Annotated in this window: 17 protein-coding genes; 10 read left to right on the forward strand and 7 right to left on the reverse strand. The window is 29.0% G+C overall.

Translation table 11 applies throughout. The features are described from left to right. The first annotated feature begins 216 nt into the window (after positions 1-216). From metK to H9W90_RS09735, 4 genes are all read left to right on the forward strand, one after another. Positions 217-1,473 (forward strand): methionine adenosyltransferase, encoded by a 1,257-nt coding sequence (metK, locus tag H9W90_RS09720; protein ID WP_187481409.1) that lies wholly within the window; start codon positions 217-219, stop codon positions 1,471-1,473. Between the two features lie 165 nt (positions 1,474-1,638). Continuing rightward, entirely contained in the window at positions 1,639-4,128 is a 2,490-nt protein-coding gene (locus H9W90_RS09725) for a zinc-dependent metalloprotease (RefSeq protein WP_187483968.1), read from the forward strand. A 66-nt stretch (positions 4,129-4,194) separates the two neighbouring features. After that, a complete protein-coding gene (locus tag H9W90_RS09730) occupies positions 4,195-4,470 on the forward strand; it encodes a hypothetical protein (RefSeq protein WP_187481410.1) in 276 nt (91 codons plus the stop codon). A 70-nt stretch (positions 4,471-4,540) separates the two neighbouring features. Beyond that, complete coding sequence (locus tag H9W90_RS09735) at positions 4,541-5,491, forward strand: tRNA dihydrouridine synthase (RefSeq protein ID WP_187481411.1); 951 nt, start codon at positions 4,541-4,543, stop codon at positions 5,489-5,491. 10 nt (positions 5,492-5,501) lie between these two features. Here the strand turns inward: H9W90_RS09735 and H9W90_RS09740 are convergent, their stop codons facing one another. Both H9W90_RS09740 and H9W90_RS09745 read right to left on the reverse strand, forming a co-directional pair. Continuing rightward, positions 5,502-6,479: an endonuclease/exonuclease/phosphatase family protein gene (locus H9W90_RS09740; protein ID WP_187481412.1), complete on the reverse strand. Its 978-nt coding sequence runs from the start codon at positions 6,477-6,479 to the stop codon at positions 5,502-5,504. 5 nt (positions 6,480-6,484) lie between these two features. Next, entirely contained in the window at positions 6,485-8,107 is a 1,623-nt protein-coding gene (locus H9W90_RS09745; RefSeq protein WP_254712473.1) for a mechanosensitive ion channel family protein, read from the reverse strand. A gap of 100 nt (positions 8,108-8,207) precedes the next feature. Between H9W90_RS09745 and H9W90_RS15450 the strand changes: the two genes are divergently transcribed. Next, complete coding sequence (locus tag H9W90_RS15450) at positions 8,208-8,606, forward strand: Spy/CpxP family protein refolding chaperone (protein ID WP_254712474.1); 399 nt, start codon at positions 8,208-8,210, stop codon at positions 8,604-8,606. 180 nt (positions 8,607-8,786) lie between these two features. After that, positions 8,787-9,263, forward strand: a complete 477-nt coding sequence (locus H9W90_RS09750) for a DUF4890 domain-containing protein (RefSeq protein WP_187481413.1) — start codon at positions 8,787-8,789, stop codon at positions 9,261-9,263. An 85-nt stretch (positions 9,264-9,348) separates the two neighbouring features. Here H9W90_RS09750 and H9W90_RS09755 read toward each other — a convergent pair whose 3' ends face one another. The 5 genes from H9W90_RS09755 to H9W90_RS09775 all read right to left on the reverse strand — a co-directional run bounded on the left by H9W90_RS09755 (position 9,349) and on the right by H9W90_RS09775 (position 14,140). Beyond that, positions 9,349-9,720 carry a hypothetical protein gene (locus tag H9W90_RS09755; RefSeq protein ID WP_187481414.1) on the reverse strand — a complete coding sequence of 124 codons (372 nt, stop codon included), beginning with the start codon at positions 9,718-9,720 and terminating at the stop codon, positions 9,349-9,351. 74 nt (positions 9,721-9,794) lie between these two features. Continuing rightward, a complete protein-coding gene (locus tag H9W90_RS09760; RefSeq protein WP_187481415.1) occupies positions 9,795-10,310 on the reverse strand; it encodes a gamma carbonic anhydrase family protein in 516 nt (171 codons plus the stop codon). A 62-nt stretch (positions 10,311-10,372) separates the two neighbouring features. Then, positions 10,373-11,197: a glucosaminidase domain-containing protein gene (locus H9W90_RS09765; RefSeq protein WP_187481416.1), complete on the reverse strand. Its 825-nt coding sequence runs from the start codon at positions 11,195-11,197 to the stop codon at positions 10,373-10,375. Further along, positions 11,194-12,135 carry a 1-aminocyclopropane-1-carboxylate deaminase/D-cysteine desulfhydrase gene (locus H9W90_RS09770; protein WP_187481417.1) on the reverse strand — a complete coding sequence of 314 codons (942 nt, stop codon included), beginning with the start codon at positions 12,133-12,135 and terminating at the stop codon, positions 11,194-11,196. Before H9W90_RS09770 ends, H9W90_RS09765 begins: the two co-directional genes overlap by 4 nt. An 85-nt stretch (positions 12,136-12,220) precedes the next feature. Next, the gene (locus tag H9W90_RS09775; RefSeq protein ID WP_187481418.1) at positions 12,221-14,140 is read right to left on the reverse strand and encodes an ABC-F family ATP-binding cassette domain-containing protein; all 1,920 of its coding nucleotides are present in this window, start codon (positions 14,138-14,140) and stop codon (positions 12,221-12,223) included. A 76-nt stretch (positions 14,141-14,216) separates the two neighbouring features. On the opposite strand from H9W90_RS09775, the gene H9W90_RS09780 reads away from it, so the two are divergent. The 4 genes from H9W90_RS09780 (at position 14,217) to H9W90_RS09795 (ending at position 17,577) form a co-directional block, all read left to right on the forward strand. Next, positions 14,217-14,606 (forward strand): DUF983 domain-containing protein, encoded by a 390-nt coding sequence (locus H9W90_RS09780; RefSeq protein ID WP_187481419.1) that lies wholly within the window; start codon positions 14,217-14,219, stop codon positions 14,604-14,606. 104 nt (positions 14,607-14,710) lie between these two features. Further along, complete coding sequence (locus H9W90_RS09785) at positions 14,711-16,729, forward strand: sensor histidine kinase (protein ID WP_187481420.1); 2,019 nt, start codon at positions 14,711-14,713, stop codon at positions 16,727-16,729. Next, positions 16,726-17,358, forward strand: coding sequence for a response regulator transcription factor (locus tag H9W90_RS09790; protein ID WP_187481421.1), 633 nt, complete (start codon positions 16,726-16,728; stop codon positions 17,356-17,358). The genes H9W90_RS09785 and H9W90_RS09790 overlap by 4 nt, the downstream gene beginning before the upstream one ends. Positions 17,359-17,427: 69 nt before the next feature. Continuing rightward, positions 17,428-17,577 carry a hypothetical protein gene (locus tag H9W90_RS09795; RefSeq protein ID WP_187481422.1) on the forward strand — a complete coding sequence of 50 codons (150 nt, stop codon included), beginning with the start codon at positions 17,428-17,430 and terminating at the stop codon, positions 17,575-17,577. Positions 17,578-17,598: the final 21 nt, after the last annotated feature.

Here is a 17,598-nt window from a genome sequence, read left to right on the forward strand (position 1 = left end):
TCTTTAAAATTGATTTATTGATGATGTCATCAAAAATAATTATTACTAAAAAACCTTGGTATTTCATTTTATAATGTAACTTTGCATCAGAATTAAGAGGAAAAATTTGAACTGATTGCAACCTCATTAAAAAAATGCTAAAGCAGTAATTATCTACTTCTTTTAGCGACCACGCAATCAATTTCAATTTCCTACAACATTTAAAAGAAGAATATTATGTCATATTTATTTACATCAGAAAGTGTTTCTGAAGGTCATCCAGATAAGGTTGCTGATCAAATTTCAGATGCTTTAATTGATAATTTTTTAGCTTTCGACAAAAACAGTAAAGTAGCTTGTGAGACTTTAGTTACAACTGGACAAGTTATTTTAGCTGGAGAAGTAAAATCTGAAACATATTTAGATGTTCAGCAAATTGCAAGAGAGGTTATTAATAAAATTGGTTACACGAAAAGCGAGTATATGTTCGATGGAAATTCTTGTGGAGTTTTATCTGCAATTCATGAACAATCACCAGATATTAATCAAGGAGTTGATAGATCTTCACCTGAAGAACAAGGAGCTGGAGATCAAGGAATGATGTTTGGTTATGCAACAGATGAAACAGAAAACTATATGCCTTTGGCGTTAGAATTGTCTCACAGATTGTTAATTGAACTAGCACTTTTAAGAAGAGAGAATAAAGACATTACTTATTTAAGACCAGATGCTAAAAGTCAGGTTACTATTGAGTATTCAGACGACAATGTGCCACAAAGAATTGATGCTATTGTAATTTCTACACAGCATGACGATTTTAACGAATCTGATGATGTAATGTTAGCAAAAATTAAAAAAGATATTGTTGAAATTTTAATTCCAAGAGTTGTTGCTAAATTACCTGCTCATATTCAGAAATTATTTACAGATAATATTACGTACCACATAAATCCAACTGGTGTTTTTGTAATTGGTGGACCACATGGAGATACAGGTTTAACAGGACGTAAAATTATCGTTGATACTTACGGTGGAAAAGGTGCGCACGGTGGTGGTGCTTTCTCTGGAAAAGACCCGAGTAAAGTAGATAGATCTGGTGCTTACGCAACAAGACATATTGCTAAAAATTTAGTTGCTGCAGGACTTTGTAAAGAAGTTTTAGTGCAAGTTTCTTATGCAATTGGTGTTGCAAAACCAACCAGTATAAATGTAGAAACTTATGGAACCGCAACTGTAGATTTAACAGATGGAGAAATCAGTAAAAAAGTTGAAGAAATTTTTGATATGCGTCCATATTTTATAGAGCAACGTTTAAAATTAAGAACGCCAATTTACTCGGAAACTGCTGCTTATGGTCATATGGGAAGAACTCCAGAAATTAAAACAGTAACATTCTCTAACCCAATGGGTGAAACAGTTTCTGAAGAAGTAGAAACTTTTACTTGGGAAAAATTAGATTATGTAGACACTGTAAAAGAAGCTTTTGGGTTATAAAAAAGTTTAGAAAATCATATATTATTAAAGCCTTTGAATCTATTTTCAAAGGCTTTTTTACTTTCAAAATTTAACATAAATAGCTATTTCTCTTTAACAAATATTTAAGAAACCATCATTTAAGGTTTGCGTAACTTCGAAAACTATTCAAACAAAACATTTATGATGACAAAAAAAGTACTTTTAAAAATTCTTTTAGTTGCTTTTGTTTTTGGTTTTTCTGCTGAATCTAATGCACAATTTTGGAAGAAAAAGAAAAAAGAAGCTCCAAAAGTAGCTCCGAAACCAAAACCTAAAAAAGGTGCAATGCAACCATACAGTAAAGTGGTAACTAAAGATCACAAAACTGATGATGGTTTATTTAAAGTTCATACGAAAGATGATTCTTACTTATTCGAAATTCCTGATTCTCTTTTAAAAAGAGAAATGTTAATGGTAACTAGAATTGCTAAAACCGCAAGCGGATTAGGCTTTGGTGGTGGAAAAACCAACACACAAGTTTTACGTTGGGAAAGAAACAACAAAAACATTTTATTACGTATTGTTTCTTATGATGTAGTAGCAGACACTATTCTACCAGTTCATGAAGCTGTGGTAAATTCGAATTTAGAACCAATTTTATTCTCTTTTCCAATTAAAGCAATTAGCAAAGATTCTACTGCTACTGTAATTGATGCAACTGAATTATTTTCTTCAGATATTAAACCTTTAGGTTTACCAGGGTTTTATAGAAAATTTTATCAAGCTACAAGAATGGATAAAACTCGTTCTTATATAGATAGAGTAAATAGCTATCCACAGAATATTGAAATTCGTCACGTAAAAACATATTTTGCCAACAAACCACCTTCTAACAGTGCGTTAGGTTCTATTACTTTAGAAATGAGTAATTCTATGGTATTATTACCTAAAGTTCCAATGAAGCGTCGTTACTTTGATGAAAGAGTTGGTTGGTTTGCTAGAGGTCAAACAGATTATGGTTTAAAAGACCAGAAAAGTAAAACTGTAACTTATTTAGATAGATACAGATTAGAAGTTAAAGATGAAGACATCGAAAAGTTTAAAAGAGGTGAATTAGTTGAGCCTAAAAAACAGATTGTTTATTATGTAGATAGAGCAACTCCAGAAGAATGGGTTCCTTATATTATACAAGGTGTAAACGATTGGCAAGTTGCTTTTGAAGCCGCAGGTTTTAAAAATGCAATTATTGCAAAAAGAGCACCAACTAAAGAAGAAGATCCAGATTATAGCCCAGAAGATGTGCGTTATTCTGTAATTAGATATTTAGCTTCTCCAATACCAAATGCAAATGGACCTCACGTAAGTGACCCTCGTTCTGGAGAAATTTTAGAATCGGATATTAACTGGTATCATAATGTAATGTCTTTATTACATAACTGGTTTTTTATTCAGACAGCTGCCATCAATCCAGATGCTAGAGGAAATAACTTTAAGACAGAAACAATGGGAGAATTAATTAAGTTTGTTTCTTCTCATGAGCTAGGTCATACTTTAGGATTGCCTCATAACATGGGTAGTTCTGCTGCTTATCCTGTAGATTCTTTACGTTCTGCAACTTTCACCCAAAAATACGGAACAGCACCTTCAATTATGGATTATGCTCGTTTTAATTATGTAGCTCAACCAGGAGATGTTGGTGTTGCTTTAATGCCAAATATTGGTGTTTATGACAAACATGCTATTAACTGGGGATATAGACCAATTTTAGATAAAACTGCAGAAGAAGAAAAACCAATTTTAGATAGTTGGATTTTAAAACATGCTGGAGATCCAATGTATAGATTCGGGCACCAACAAGCTGGTGGAGTTGTAGACCCTACTTCTCAAACAGAAGATTTAGGTGATGATGCCATGAAAGCTTCTATGTACGGAATTAAAAACTTGCAAAGAATATTGCCAAGATTAGAGGAGTGGACTTCTGAAAAAGGAGAAAATTACGATGATCTAGCTACAATGTATGGACAAGTTTTAAGTCAATTTAATAGATATATGGGGCATGTTTCTGCCAATATTGGTGGTGTAACAGAATATTACAAAACCTCTGACCAAGAAGGAGCTGTTTATACTCATGTAGATAAAGCAACTCAAAGACAAGCTTTACAATTTGTAATTGATGAATTATTTGAAACTCCAAAATGGATGTTAGACGAAAATATCTTTAGCAAAACAGAATTTTCTGGAGCAGTAGAAAGAGTTCGTGGTTTGCAAGCAAGAACTTTAAACAATCTTTTAGATGCTGGGAGAATGGCAAGAATGATTGAAAACGAAACTTTAAATGGCTCTTCAGAAGCATATACTTTAGTTAGTATGATGAGTGATTTAAGAAAAGGTGTTTGGGGTGAAATCTATACTGGACGTTCTATTGATACATACAGAAGAAATTTACAAAGAGCACATTTAGATAGACTAAACTATTTACTAAATGAAGCTAAAGACCAAAGAGGTGCCAACAGAGGTTACTTTAAACAAAGTGGAATTACAATTAATCAATCTGATATTAAATCTGTTGCAAGAGGTGAACTAAAACGTTTACAAAGAGATGCAAAAGCAGCTTCTAACAGAGGTAACACTTTAACACGTTACCATTTACAAGATGTTGTAGATAGAATTGATGCGATTTTAGATCCTAAATAAATTCTTACTTTTTATATACTAATAAACCTCATCTTAATTGATGAGGTTTTTTTATATCTTTATTTAATGATTAAGAAATTCAATATTTTTATTGCTTTATTTCTAATTCTTGGAAATATTTATTTTCTATTCATTACAATCTCAATACTTTTTACTGCTGGAGGTTCTTTTGGTTATGGTGTTTTACTTTTACCATTTACTTTTTTAACTCATTTATTTTTAATACCAAGTATATTAGCTTTAAAAAAGAAACATCGTAAAAACCACATTTTACTGATAATTAATAGTATTGGAACTGCTTATATTATTTTTATAATTGTATCTTTTTTATCTTATTCTTAATCAAATTCCTTACTTTATATTTCTAAAACCCTCTAAAAAGTATGCTATATTTGCACAACTATTTTTTTTGATGAATCAGACACTATTATCTTCACCATTACAAGGCTTTACCGATTTTAAATTTAGAAATGCATTCAATCATTTTTTTGGAGGAATTGATACTTTCTATTCTCCATACATAAGATTAAATGGTAAATTGGTTATTAAAAACTCGTATCAAAAAGATATACTTTTAGAAAATAATACAGAGCTTGAAGTAATTCCACAAATAATTACAAATGATGCTGATGAATTTTTATTCGTTTCTAAATATGTGCAAGAATTAGGGTACAAGGAATTGAATTGGAATTTAGGTTGCCCATATCCCATGGTTACAAAACGTGGAATGGGTTCTGGATTAATTAACGACGACGAAAAAATAAATAATATTCTTCATAAAATTCATAATGAATCTGACATTATTGTTTCTATGAAAATGAGAATGGGTTATGAAAATGCTGAAGAAATTTTAGATGTCTTACCAATTTTAGACAACTATCCTTTAAAGAATATTGCAATTCATGCAAGAATTGGAAAACAGCTTTACAAAGGAGGAACAGATTTAGACGCCTTTCAAAAATGTTTAGATAACAGCAAACACAAAATGTATTATAATGGCGATATTACTTCTGTAGCTGCCTTTAAAAAACTACAAGAACGTTTTACCAACATAGATCATTGGATGATTGGAAGAGGTTTAATTGCAGATCCTTTTTTACCAAGTATGATAAAAAATGATACCACAGAATATCCTAAAAACAGGTTTCATATTTTTAATGAATTCCATGACCGAATTTACCAAGAATATGACGCAGCACTTTCTGGGCCAACTCCTATAAAAATGAAAATGCTTGGTTTCTGGGAATACTTTTCTCAAAGTTTTTCTAATCCGCAGAAAACATACAAAAAAATTAAAAAAGCAAGTAATGCAAAGTCTTATGCTATTGCAGTAAAAGATATTTTTAAAGAAGCGAAAAGATAAATAAGAAAAATTATTTCAACTTAAAACTCATTTCTACTGGTAAATGATCTGAAGATTCTCCAAACTCCACTAATACTTTTCCAGAAATATATTCAATGGAGTTTTTTGTGTAAAAAATATAATCTATTCTTTTAAAAGGATTTCTTGTATTAAAAGTATTTTTAGGATTTTCTTTGTTGAAAGCTGCATTTCCAACATCATTCATTAAAAACATTTTTTGAATTATTGCTTCTAAATCTCTCGCTCTAGAATTAAAATCGCCTAATAATATGGTTGGATAGTCTTCTTTATACTTGTTAAAAATCTTTAAAACTGCTTCAAATTGATTTACTCTTGTAGGTTTATCAAAAGCTTCTAAATGAACATTTATCAACACAACTTCTCTTCCATTTAAAATTACTTTTACAACTTGTGCTAAACGTTCTAAATACAACGCATCTCTATAAAAAGGTGCATCTGCAACCCTTTCTAAAACAATTCTTTGGTGTTTTTTTAAAGGATATTTACTAATTATCGATTGTCCAGAAACTACTTTTCCAAAATGCATACTTGGTGGCCAATAAGGAAAAGGAACATAGGTTTCATCCCAATTTACGGCTTGTGCAACATAATTAAAACCAAGTTTTGCAATTTCGTTTTGTTGATTTACATTATAACTTCTGGAAGCATTGTAATCTATTTCTTGAAATGCAACAATATCAGGATTCACCTTTTTAGTTTCAGCTAAAACTTGCTCTAAATTAGTATCAAATAACTCTTTTGGTTTCGGAATCGGACGATTATTTGTCATTCCGCTTAAATATCCAATATTATAAGTGACAATGCTAAAAACAGAATCATTATCAATCGAATTTTCAAATTGATTTGTCATCAATTTAGAATATTCTTTTTCATCTAAAGTTGATGATGAAGCCCAAAAGAAGAAAATTACAAAAGCAAATACCAACAATAATAATAGACGGAAAATTACTTTTATAAATCTTTTCATATTATTTATTCTGTTGGATTTTCATTTGTAAAATCTGCAACAACTCCTGTAATTACTGCATCTATTCTTTCTTTAGAAATATCATATTTAGGATTCAATCCTTTTTTCTCTGGAAAATTCTCAATGGTAACAGTTGTAGAAGGAAATGCAAAATCTACTCCTAATTCTTTAGCTAATTTAACAATAGCAATATGCAACCTATGTTTAGAAGATTGTTCAACTCCCCAAGCTAAACTTTTAAAATACACATTTACCATTACTAATAAAGCAGAATCTCCAAAACCTGTAAACTCTACATTATAAGAGTCTGAACGTGTTTCTGGATGTGCAATAATTATTTCTCTAACTCCTTTTACAAAAGCCTCTATTAATTCTGGTGGCGTGTCATAACGCAACCCTAAATTTGTGTTATAACGTCTATATAAACGTAAACCCTTATTGTTAATAACAATTTCTGATAATCTACTATTTGGTATTTTATATACAGAAGTATCTGCTGCTCTAACACTTGTAGATCTAAAACCAACTTTTTCTACAGTTCCAACAACTTCTCCAGCTTCAATCCAATCTTCTATATGAAAAGGTTTGTCTAGAAAAATCATGATAGTACCTATCAAATTTTTAACAGTGTCTTGAGAAGCCAAAGCAAATGCCAAACCTCCAATTGTTGCTCCTGCTAATAAAGTTGTAGTATTTACACCAAAAAGAGTTAGCAATTTAAAAAGTCCAATTATTAAAACCAGACCAGTAAAGAAGCTATGCAAAATTGGTACTAATTGGTCATCTAATCTGCTGTGCGTTCTTTCTGTAAATTCTGAATAAATTCTCATTACAACTTGTACTAGTTTTAGGAATACATAAATCCAAAAAACTGTCTTTGCTATATTTAAAATTAAAAACACCCAAGTATTTGTTCCTAAACCTAATTGAAGTGATGGAAAAATTTTATCTACAAAGGCTACAGCTACTAACAAACTTATTGGATGTGCTAGTTTTTTAAGAACCTTATTTACTTCTAAATTTGTGTTATGAGTTATTTGATGTTGAATTTTACGTAAAACAAAAAAAGCTATTCTTTTAACTAACAAGAAAATAATATACATTAAAAGGAACATAATTAGCAACCCAATAAATTGCCATAACTCTAAATTTAAAAACTTTTTGTGGCCAGAAACAGGAATTATATCTTGTAATTTCTGTACATACCATGGATAAACTTCTTTGTACAGGTTATCTATTTTTGATACAGTTTCTGAAGAATAATACCATTTTCCTTCTATCTTTTCTACATAAATTTGAGGCATTCTTTGAGGGAATAACACATATCTAAAATAAGAAGAATAACCAATGGTATCTTTAAAATTGGGGTTTGTAGGAATCTTATTTACGTCTACATACAATCCCTTACCATCTAAAACTTGTTTAATTTTAATAGCTTTTTGTATTGCTTTCTTTTCTTCTAAACCTAAAATAACTTTTGCTGCTTTTTTAGGTTCATAAGAATCTGATTGTAAAAAATATAAATGTGTATAAATAGCTGCATGTGGATTGCTTAAATCTACACGAATACTATCTTGAGCATTTGCAAAAAATGGAATAAACAGTAATAACCAGAAAAACTTTTTCATTCTAAAATTGTTAAAATAGCGTTAATTGAAATACAAATTTAAACCTTTTGATTTTTTAAGTGTCAAAGAAGTGTAATTAATAAATAACAAAATCATAAAAATGAAAAAAATAATAACAGTAATCGTTTTAGTATTTGCTTTTGCATTTACTACACAAGCACAAAAAAAAGGAGGAAAACCATCTACTGAAAAAGTGCTTAAGAAATTGACTAAAGAGTTGAATTTATCTACAGAGCAACAAAATAAAATTAAACCTTTATTAGAAGCACAAATGGCAGATAGAAAAATGATGAATGACAAAAGGAAAGCCTTAAAAGATTCTGGAGAAAAGCCATCTAAAGAAGAGAGAATGCAAATGAGAAAAGATAGAACTGAAGCAGAAGCTACAATGAACGCAAAAATGGCTAGCATTTTAGACAAAGAACAATTTGCAAAGTTTGAAGCAATGGCAAAAGAAAAAGGTAGAAAAGGAAAAGAAAAAAAGAAGAAAAAAAATTAAACAATATAGTAACTAGTTTTGGGTTGATTAGTTAAAAAAACTCGGGTTCTTAATTGAATCCGGGTTTTTAGTTTTAAAAAGAACTTGTTTTGTTAAAAAACTGTTAATCAGAATTTTAAATTAAACCTTTGTTATTTTTAAGTGTCAAAGAAGTATACAAAAACATTAAAATTATTATATATGAAAAATTTAGCAAGCATTTTAGTATTGGTTTTCGCTTTTACTTTAAACACACAAGCACAGAAAAAAAGAGATCATAAAAGACCAGAATTTACTGTGGAACAACATACAAATTTGGCTGTAAAAAAAATGACGTTGGCTTTAGATTTATCTGAAAAACAACAAAACCAAATTAAACCCTTAATAATGGCAAAAGCTTCTGAAAGGAAAGCAGCTATGGAAAAAAGAAAGGCTTCAAAAGAAACAAAAAAAAGATCAACTTCTGATGAAATATATGCAGCTAAAAGCAAAATGTTAGACAACCAAATTGCTATGAAAAACCGCATGAAAGAAATCTTAAATAAAGATCAGTTTGAGAAGTTTGAAAAAATGCATAAGAAAAGAAAGATGAAAGGGAAAATGATGATGAAAAACAAAATGAAAGGAAAAAAACACAGAAAAAACAAAGAACACAAAAAAGAGCATAAAGATAACTAGTTTGGTTGATTAGTTTAGTTGATTGATAAAACCCGATTTCTTAATTGAAATCGGGTTTTTAGTTTTTAATATTCAACCTATAATTCTATTGCCTTTCTCTTAAGAAAAAATATATAATTGCTAATAGTATACAAGCTGGAAAAACGATAACAATCATTGGTAAACCTGCTGCCAAAGCGTCATTTGATAAAAAAACATTTATTAAACCTAATGCAAGTATAATTGGGTATAACCAAACAGAAAAAATATACTTCTGTTTAAAATCTTTAATTAAAAGTAGTACAATTGCTGGAATAATAAGTGGAACTTGAGTTGAAATTAGATTTATAAGTTCTGGCAAAAAAGATTCTTTAAAACTAAACCCTTTACTAATCCTAATAATGTGATACAAACCAGAAATAAAAAATATAAATACTAGAGTTGTTCCAGCTAAACCTGCTTTTTTATGCTGTTTCATCTATTTTTATTTTTAAAAATTCAAATCAAAGATAGCACTCAAATAATAAGAATTAGTTATAGAATTACAAAAACTTACTCTTTAAACCAACTAGAATATTTTACATAATTATTGGCAATTCTGTCTATTTCTCCTGAGATTAGTTCTTGGGAAATATCTTTTACTTTTTTAGCAGGAACTCCTGCATAAATACTTCCACTTTCTACTCTCGTATTTTTGGTAACTACTGCTCCTGCAGCAATTATTGAGTTAGATTCAATAACACAATCATCCATAATAATACTTCCCATTCCAACTAAAACATTGTCTTGAATTGTACAACCGTGCACAATTGCATTATGTCCAATAGAAACATTATTTCCAATAGTTGTTGGCGATTTTTGATAGGTTGCATGAATTACTGCACCATCTTGAATGTTGACTTTATTACCAATTTTTATATAATGTACATCTCCTCTAATTACAGCATTGTACCAAATAGAACATTCTTTACCCAATGAAACTTCACCAAGAATAGTGGCATTTTCTGCTACAAAACAATCTTCTGGTATTTGTGGGTGTTTTCCGTTTACAGATTTAATTATTGGCATAATTTATACTTATTTAATGTAGAGAAGTAAATTTAAACTTGGTAAGGTTACTAGTTGTTTTTTTATTTAGTTAATAAGTGCTGACCAATAGAAATTGTATTGTCTTTTAAACCGTTAATTTCTTTTAAGACTGCAACTGTAGTGTTAAATTTTCTAGCAATAGAATACAATGTATCTCCTTTTTTAACTTCATAGTAATTACCAATGGTATAGGTTGGTTTTTCTATTTCTTCAGGAGAATTTTTCATTTTAAAGTCTTTCTTTTTTACTTTATCAAATTCGTGTAATTTATATCTTTCTATAATTCCTATTAACTTATCTGGATATTTTCTATCAGTTGCATAACCTGCTTTTCTTAACCCTTTTGCCCATCTTTTATAATCTTTAGAACTGTAATTAAACAAGAAAGCATAGCGTTTTCTTTTAGTTAAAAATTCTGAATGATCATCGTAAGAAGTTTCTACATATTGGTATTTTCTAAAACATTCTTGATCCTCATCATCATCATGATACACACGCTCTCCTTGCCAACCTGTATGGCATTTTATACCAAAATGATTGTTAGATTTACTTGCCAGTTCTCCTTTTCCACTGCCAGATTCTAAAATTCCTTGTGCTAATGTTATACTTGCAGGAATTCTGTGTTCGTGCATTTCTTTAACTGCAATTGCAGCATAATCTTCAATATATTTTAGAACATTTTTATTGAGTTTCTTTTTTGCAAGTTTTTTAACATGCTTCTCTTCTTTTACAGAAGGTAATTTTACTGGTATAGGCTCTACCAAAACAACGCCAGAATCTCTTTTCTTTTGAGCAGCTTTTTTACTCGAACCACAACTTGCTAAAATCAATAAACAAAGACTATACAATACAATTCTTAACTTCATATTTGTTTAATTATTTGTTCACCTTTCTTTTCTAACTTTTTATTTATTCCATCAATTCCTTGAAGACCACCTGTATGAATTGCTAGAATTTTGGTTCCATCTGGAAAAGTATCTTTTTCAATTAAATCTAAAATACCAAATAACATTTTACCGGTATAAATTGGGTCTAATTGAATATTCGTTTCTTCTGAAAACCAGTTTATAAAACGAATTAATTCATCATTATATTTTGCATAACCACCAAAATGATAGTCTTTTTGTAAACTCCAATTTTTATTATTAATTGTATATTTTCTAATTTCTTCGGATAAAAAACCTCCTTTTAAAGAAGGAAATCCAATTACTTTTTGACGTTTACCTTTTGATTTTATAATTCCTGCAATGGTTCCCCCAGTTCCAACAGAAGAACAAATATAATTGAAATCTGCATCTTCTTCTGTTAAAATTTCTTGACAACCTTCAACTGCCAATCCGTTTGTTCCTCCTTCTGGAATCAAATAAAAATCGCCCCATTTGTTTTTCATTTTTTCAGTAAAACCAAATGAGTTTTTTTGACGATAGATTTCTCTAGAAACAAAATTAAACTTCATTCCGTTTTCATGAGCTTCTCTTAAAGTAGCATTTTCTTTTAAAGTTTCTGCAAGGTTTGTACCTAATTCATCTCCTCTAATTACTCCAAAAGTTTTTAAACCAGCTAATTTACCAGCAACTGCAGTAGCTGCAATATGGTTAGAATATGCACCACCAAAAGTAAGTATCGATTTCTTTTTTAATTTTTTTGCTTCTGCTAAATTATATTTTAGCTTTCGAAACTTGTTACCGGAAACAAAAGGGTGAATTAAATCTTCTCGTTTTATAAAAAGTGCTACTTTTTTTTCTTCCAAAATTGGAAGGTGAATTTGTTGATTCGGGGAATCTGCTTTTAGGGTAAAATCCATTCTATATTGCCACTCTTTTAAATAAGAATTTGTGTTTTTTTTTTGATTGTTCTTCCGAAATTATGGAAGAATAAGTTATCTGTAATTAAGAAAAGTTAGCAACTTCTGCTTCTACCTTTTCCCATTTTTCCATTAGAGAATCTACTTTAGCTTTTTTAGCCTTGTATTTTTCGAAGAAGTTAGGTCTGGAAGAAACTTCTTCATAATTTTGGGCCAATTCTAAATCAATTTTCTCGATTTCTTTTTCTAAATCAGCAATTTCAGTTTCTATATTAGAAAGTTTGTTGTTTAGTTTTTTTAGCTCCTTTTCTTGTTCTCTAGATAATTGATGTGCTTCTTTTTTAGAAGTATCTTTTTCAACTTTTACAACCGTTCTTTTTTCTGCTTCACGTAAGTTTTCAATCTTATGCTGTTCCAAGAAATAATCGATATCACCTAAATATTCTTTAATTTCTTTGTCTTTAAAACCATAAACAGTTGTTGTTAAACCTTGTAAAAAATCTCTATCGTGAGAAACAACAATTAAAGTTCCGTTGAAGTTATTTAATGCCTCTTTTAATACATTTTTAGAAGCAATATCTAAATGGTTTGTTGGCTCATCCATTATTAACACGTTAAAAGGCGATAATAATAATTTACACAGTGCCAAACGATTTCTTTCTCCTCCAGAAAGTACTTTTGCTTTTTTATCTACAGCATCTCCACCAAATAAAAACGAACCTAACATGTCTCTTACACGCATTCTGTTTCCGTCTGTTGCAGCATCTTCCATAATTTCCAAAACTGTTTTTTCTGGAGGTAAATGTTCTGATTGATTTTGGGCAAAATACCCAACTTCTACATTATGACCCAGTTTTAAATGTCCTTCAAAAGGAATTTCGCCAACCATCATTTTTGCTAAAGTAGATTTCCCTTGTCCGTTTTGACCAACAAATGCAATTTTACTATTTCTTTCAATTAATAAATCTACACCTTCTAAAACGTGTTTATCTCCGTAACTTTTAGAGAGGTTTTCTGCTTCAACAATAATTTTACCAGGTTCTTTAGAAATATTAAAACGAACATTCATGGCTTGATTATCATCTTGATCAACCTCTATCAACTCAACTTTATCTAGTTGTTTCATTAAAGATTGCGCCATAGAAGCTTTACTCGCTTTTGCCTTAAACTTGTTTATTAAATGCTGTTTTTGCTTTATTTCTTTCTCTTGGTTTTTCTGTGCTTGTAACTGCTTTTCTTTAATTTCTCCTCTTAATAATAAGAATTGAGAATATGGTTTTTTGTAATCGTATATCTGTCCTAAAGAAATTTCAATTGTTCTGTTGGTTACGTTATCTAAGAACATTTTATCGTGAGAAACCAAAACAATTGCGCCAGAATAGCCTTTTAAGAAATTCTCTAACCAAATAATAGATTCAATATCTAAATGGTTTGTTGGCTCATCTAATAATAAAATATCATTATTTTGAAGTAAAAGTTTCGCCAATTCAATACGCATTCTCCAACCTCCAGAAAAAGTATCTGTTAATTTATCAAAATCTTCTCTTTGAAAACCTAAACCTTGTAATATTTTCTCTGTATCTCCTTGATAATTATAACCTCCTAAAAGTTCATAACGTTCAGTTTTTTCTGTTAAATCTATAATTAATTGGCTGTACTCTTCACTTTCGTAATCTGTTCTTGTAGCTAATTGTTCATTAATTTCATCTAATTGTAACTCTATTTCTTTTATTTCTTCGAAAGCTTGGTATGCTTCTTCTAAAATAGTTCTTCCTTCAACAAAATCTATATCTTGTCTTAAAAAACCCATTCTAATATCTTTATCAAAAGCCATTGTACCACCACTACTTTCTAAATCTTTAGAAAGCACTTTTAATAATGTAGATTTTCCTGCTCCGTTTTTACCAATCAAACCAATTCGATCTCCTTTATTTAGTTTGAAAGTAATACCTGAAAACAAGTCAGATCCCATAAAGGAAACTGTTAAATTATGAACGTTTAGCATGAAATGTAATAATTGTTACTGAATTAAAGTTGTAAAAAATTTACCTTTGCAAAAGTATATAAATTTTAAGGTTAAGATGTTTAAAAAAGGCACAAAAATATATAGTATTGTAAAAGGAAAATGCCCTCAATGTCACGAAGGCGATTTCTTTTCGAATGGGTTTACTTTTAACCCTTCTAAAATTACTGCAATACATGACAATTGCCCAAACTGTAATTTAAAATATATGATAGAACCCTCTTTCTTTTATGGAGCTATGTATGTAAATTATGGTATTACAGTTGGTCTTTCTATTATTACATTTTTAATTGCCAAGCTTCTTTTTAATGCTACATTATTACAATCTTTTGCTGCAATCTTTATCGCTCTTATTATTTTAGCCCCTGTAAATTTGCGTTTATCTAGAATTCTTTGGATAAATATGTTTATTTCTTACAAGGACAAAACAACAAATAAAAACAGTTAATTTTAACGTTATTAAACACTTACCCTTTTTAAAATTATAATTTAGGGTATTAATACGATGGTATTTACATGTATTTTATAGATATTTGTAAAATTCCCCATCAAATGAGAAATTTAAAATTACTTGCAATTCTATTGCTATTTAGTCTTTACTGTCACGCCCAAAAAGACGAAGCATATTATCTAAAAATTATTGATTCTACAAAAAATAAAGCTTTAAAACTAGCTTCTTTAGATAGTTTGATTCATGATGTTAGAAATCAAAAAGACCTAATTAAGTTTGCTGAAAGAACAGAACAATATGTAGATTTAGCAATTGAATTAGAAAAATATGAAAAGGCGGCAGAAAAAACTATACGTGCTTTTTTTAATATAAACACAAAGTTAGGCCAAAGAGAACGCAGTTTAGCTTTAATTGAAAAAGTTGAAACACATATTGATAAAATTACAGATTCATATTTATTAGGAGGTATATATTTAAAAAAAGGTGGAGCATATTATAATGGCAAAAGTTATAACAAAGCCATAGAAAACTATTCTTTAGCAATTAAAAACTATGCTTCTAAAGACTCTATTTACAAAGCAGATGCAATTTATTTTAGAGGACAGGCATATTCTTTTGTTGCTGAATATATTAAAGCTATAAATGATTACCAACTAGCATCTAAATACTATGAGAATCTAGGTGATAAAGAATACATGTTTTTTACTGAAGGATCAATTGTTATGATATATGGAGCCAATGGTTTAAGCAAGAAATCTATTGAAGCTCGAGAAAATTTAATACAAAAAAGAATTGAAAAAAATTATTTAACTGGAATTGGTGTTGATTATTATAATCTTGCAAATAATTATTTAAAAATTGGAGACTCACTACTTTTTGAAAGAACACTTAAAAAAGCTATTAATCATAATAAACAAGACAATAACAATTTTAATAATTTGTCTGTTTTTTATGATCAATTCTCTATATATTATTCAAACAAAAATGATTTAGTTAATGCAAAAAAATATTTAGATTTAAGTGTAAATGAAACAATAAATAATGAGAAAAACACATTAAACATTGCTTCTCAAAACAAAGCAAAAAGCCTATATTTATTTAAAATAGGTAATATTAAAGAAGCTTTAGAATTAAGTTTACAGAATTTAAAACACGAAAAAAGTAGAAATAATTTAGCTGGTTCACGTGAAGTAAATAAATTACTTTCTGAAATATATGAGCAAAAAGGTGACTCTAAAAAAGCCCTTAAATACTTTAAAGATTATTCTAACATTAAAGATTCTATTTCCACAACAGATAAAACAAACACTCTTTCTTATTACCAAACTTTATACGAAACCGAACAAAAAGAAAAAGAAATAACCCAACAAAAAAATTCTATAGATTTATTAGCTAAAGAAAACGAAGCTAAACAACGATTATTATTATTTGGTGCAATTGGCGCAAGCTTACTTTTTTTAGTGTTTTATTTTTACAGAAATAGAATGCAAGCTATTAAAAAGATTAAAATGCAAGAAGAATATTCTCAAAAATTATTACTTTCTCAAGAAGAAGAGAGAAAGAGAATTTCTAAAGATTTACATGACAGTCTTGGGCAAAGTTTGTTACTTATAAAGAATAAGGTTTCCCTAAAAGATGATTCTCAAACTAAAGAATTGGTAAATAATGCAATTGAAGAAATGAGAAGTATTTCTAGGGTATTACATCCTTTTCAGTTGGAAGAAATTGGCGTCTCTAGAGCTATAGAAAATCTAATATCTCAATTAGATGAAAACTATAAAGACATTCTTATTTTTGGTGATATTGATGAAATTAAAGATGCTCTTAACTCAAATCAAGAAGTTAATGTTTTTAGAATTGTACAAGAATGTTTTTCTAACATTATTAAACATGCAAATGCAGATTCTGCGAAAATTGATTTGATAGACAAAGAAAAAGAGGTTATTATTTCAATTAAAGATAATGGTATTGGTTTCGATTTTTCTGAAAAGTATAATGACTTTAAAAGTTTAGGTTTAAAAACAATTAAAGAACGTGTTAAGTTTTTAAAAGGAACTTTAAAAATTGATTCTGTAAAAGGAGAAGGAACAACATTTACAATACATTTTCCAAAAGCATGAGAAATCAAAAAATTTTTATTGCTGATGATCATCCAATACTTTTAAAAGGATTAGAAGATTTATTATTAGAAAAACATTTTAAAGTTGTTGGGAAAGCTACAGATGGGCAAGAGGCGCTTAATTTTATTCTAAAAAATAAACCAGACATAGCCATTTTAGATGTAGAAATGCCTTTAAAAACTGGTATAGAAATAGCTAAATACTGTAAAAAACTTAAGCTTAAAACTAAAATTATTCTTATTACGCTTCATAAAGAAATCGATTTGTATTTAATGGCAAAAAAGATTGGTGTATTTGGTTACATTTTAAAAGAGTTTGCGTTAGATGAAATTGAAGTTTGTATTGAATCTGTAACAAATGATATTCCATATTTTAGTAAAGAACTTAAAAAACATATTGGTTTTACTGAAGAATCTGATACTGTTTTAAAAGATTTATCTCTTTCCGAAAAAAGAATTTTAAAATTAATTTCGCAACATAAGACTAATAAAGAAATAGGTCATTTACTATTTATTTCTCCAAGAACTGTAGAAAAACATAGAAGTAGAATTATATTAAAATTAGACTTATCTCATGAAACTGGTTCTTTGTTAACATGGGTTTTAAAAAACAAACATCTGTTTAAATAGGGTATAGATACCTATTATCCTATAAAAGCTTTAGGCTAAATTTGGGTTATTAACCCAACTTTTGAAATTATGTTACTATTAAAATTTATTTCAAAAAAAATTGAAAACACAAAAGAAAAATTAGATTATTACAGACAAATTAGAAGAGCCAATAGCAGGCATTCTAGAAAACATTATTTGGAGAGAAGTAGAAAACGTTATAAGAGTTCCACAACTTAAATAATAACTGCAATTTTAAAT

This window comes from Polaribacter pectinis (assembly GCF_014352875.1).
Classification (GTDB): Bacteria; Bacteroidota; Bacteroidia; order Flavobacteriales; family Flavobacteriaceae; genus Polaribacter; species Polaribacter pectinis.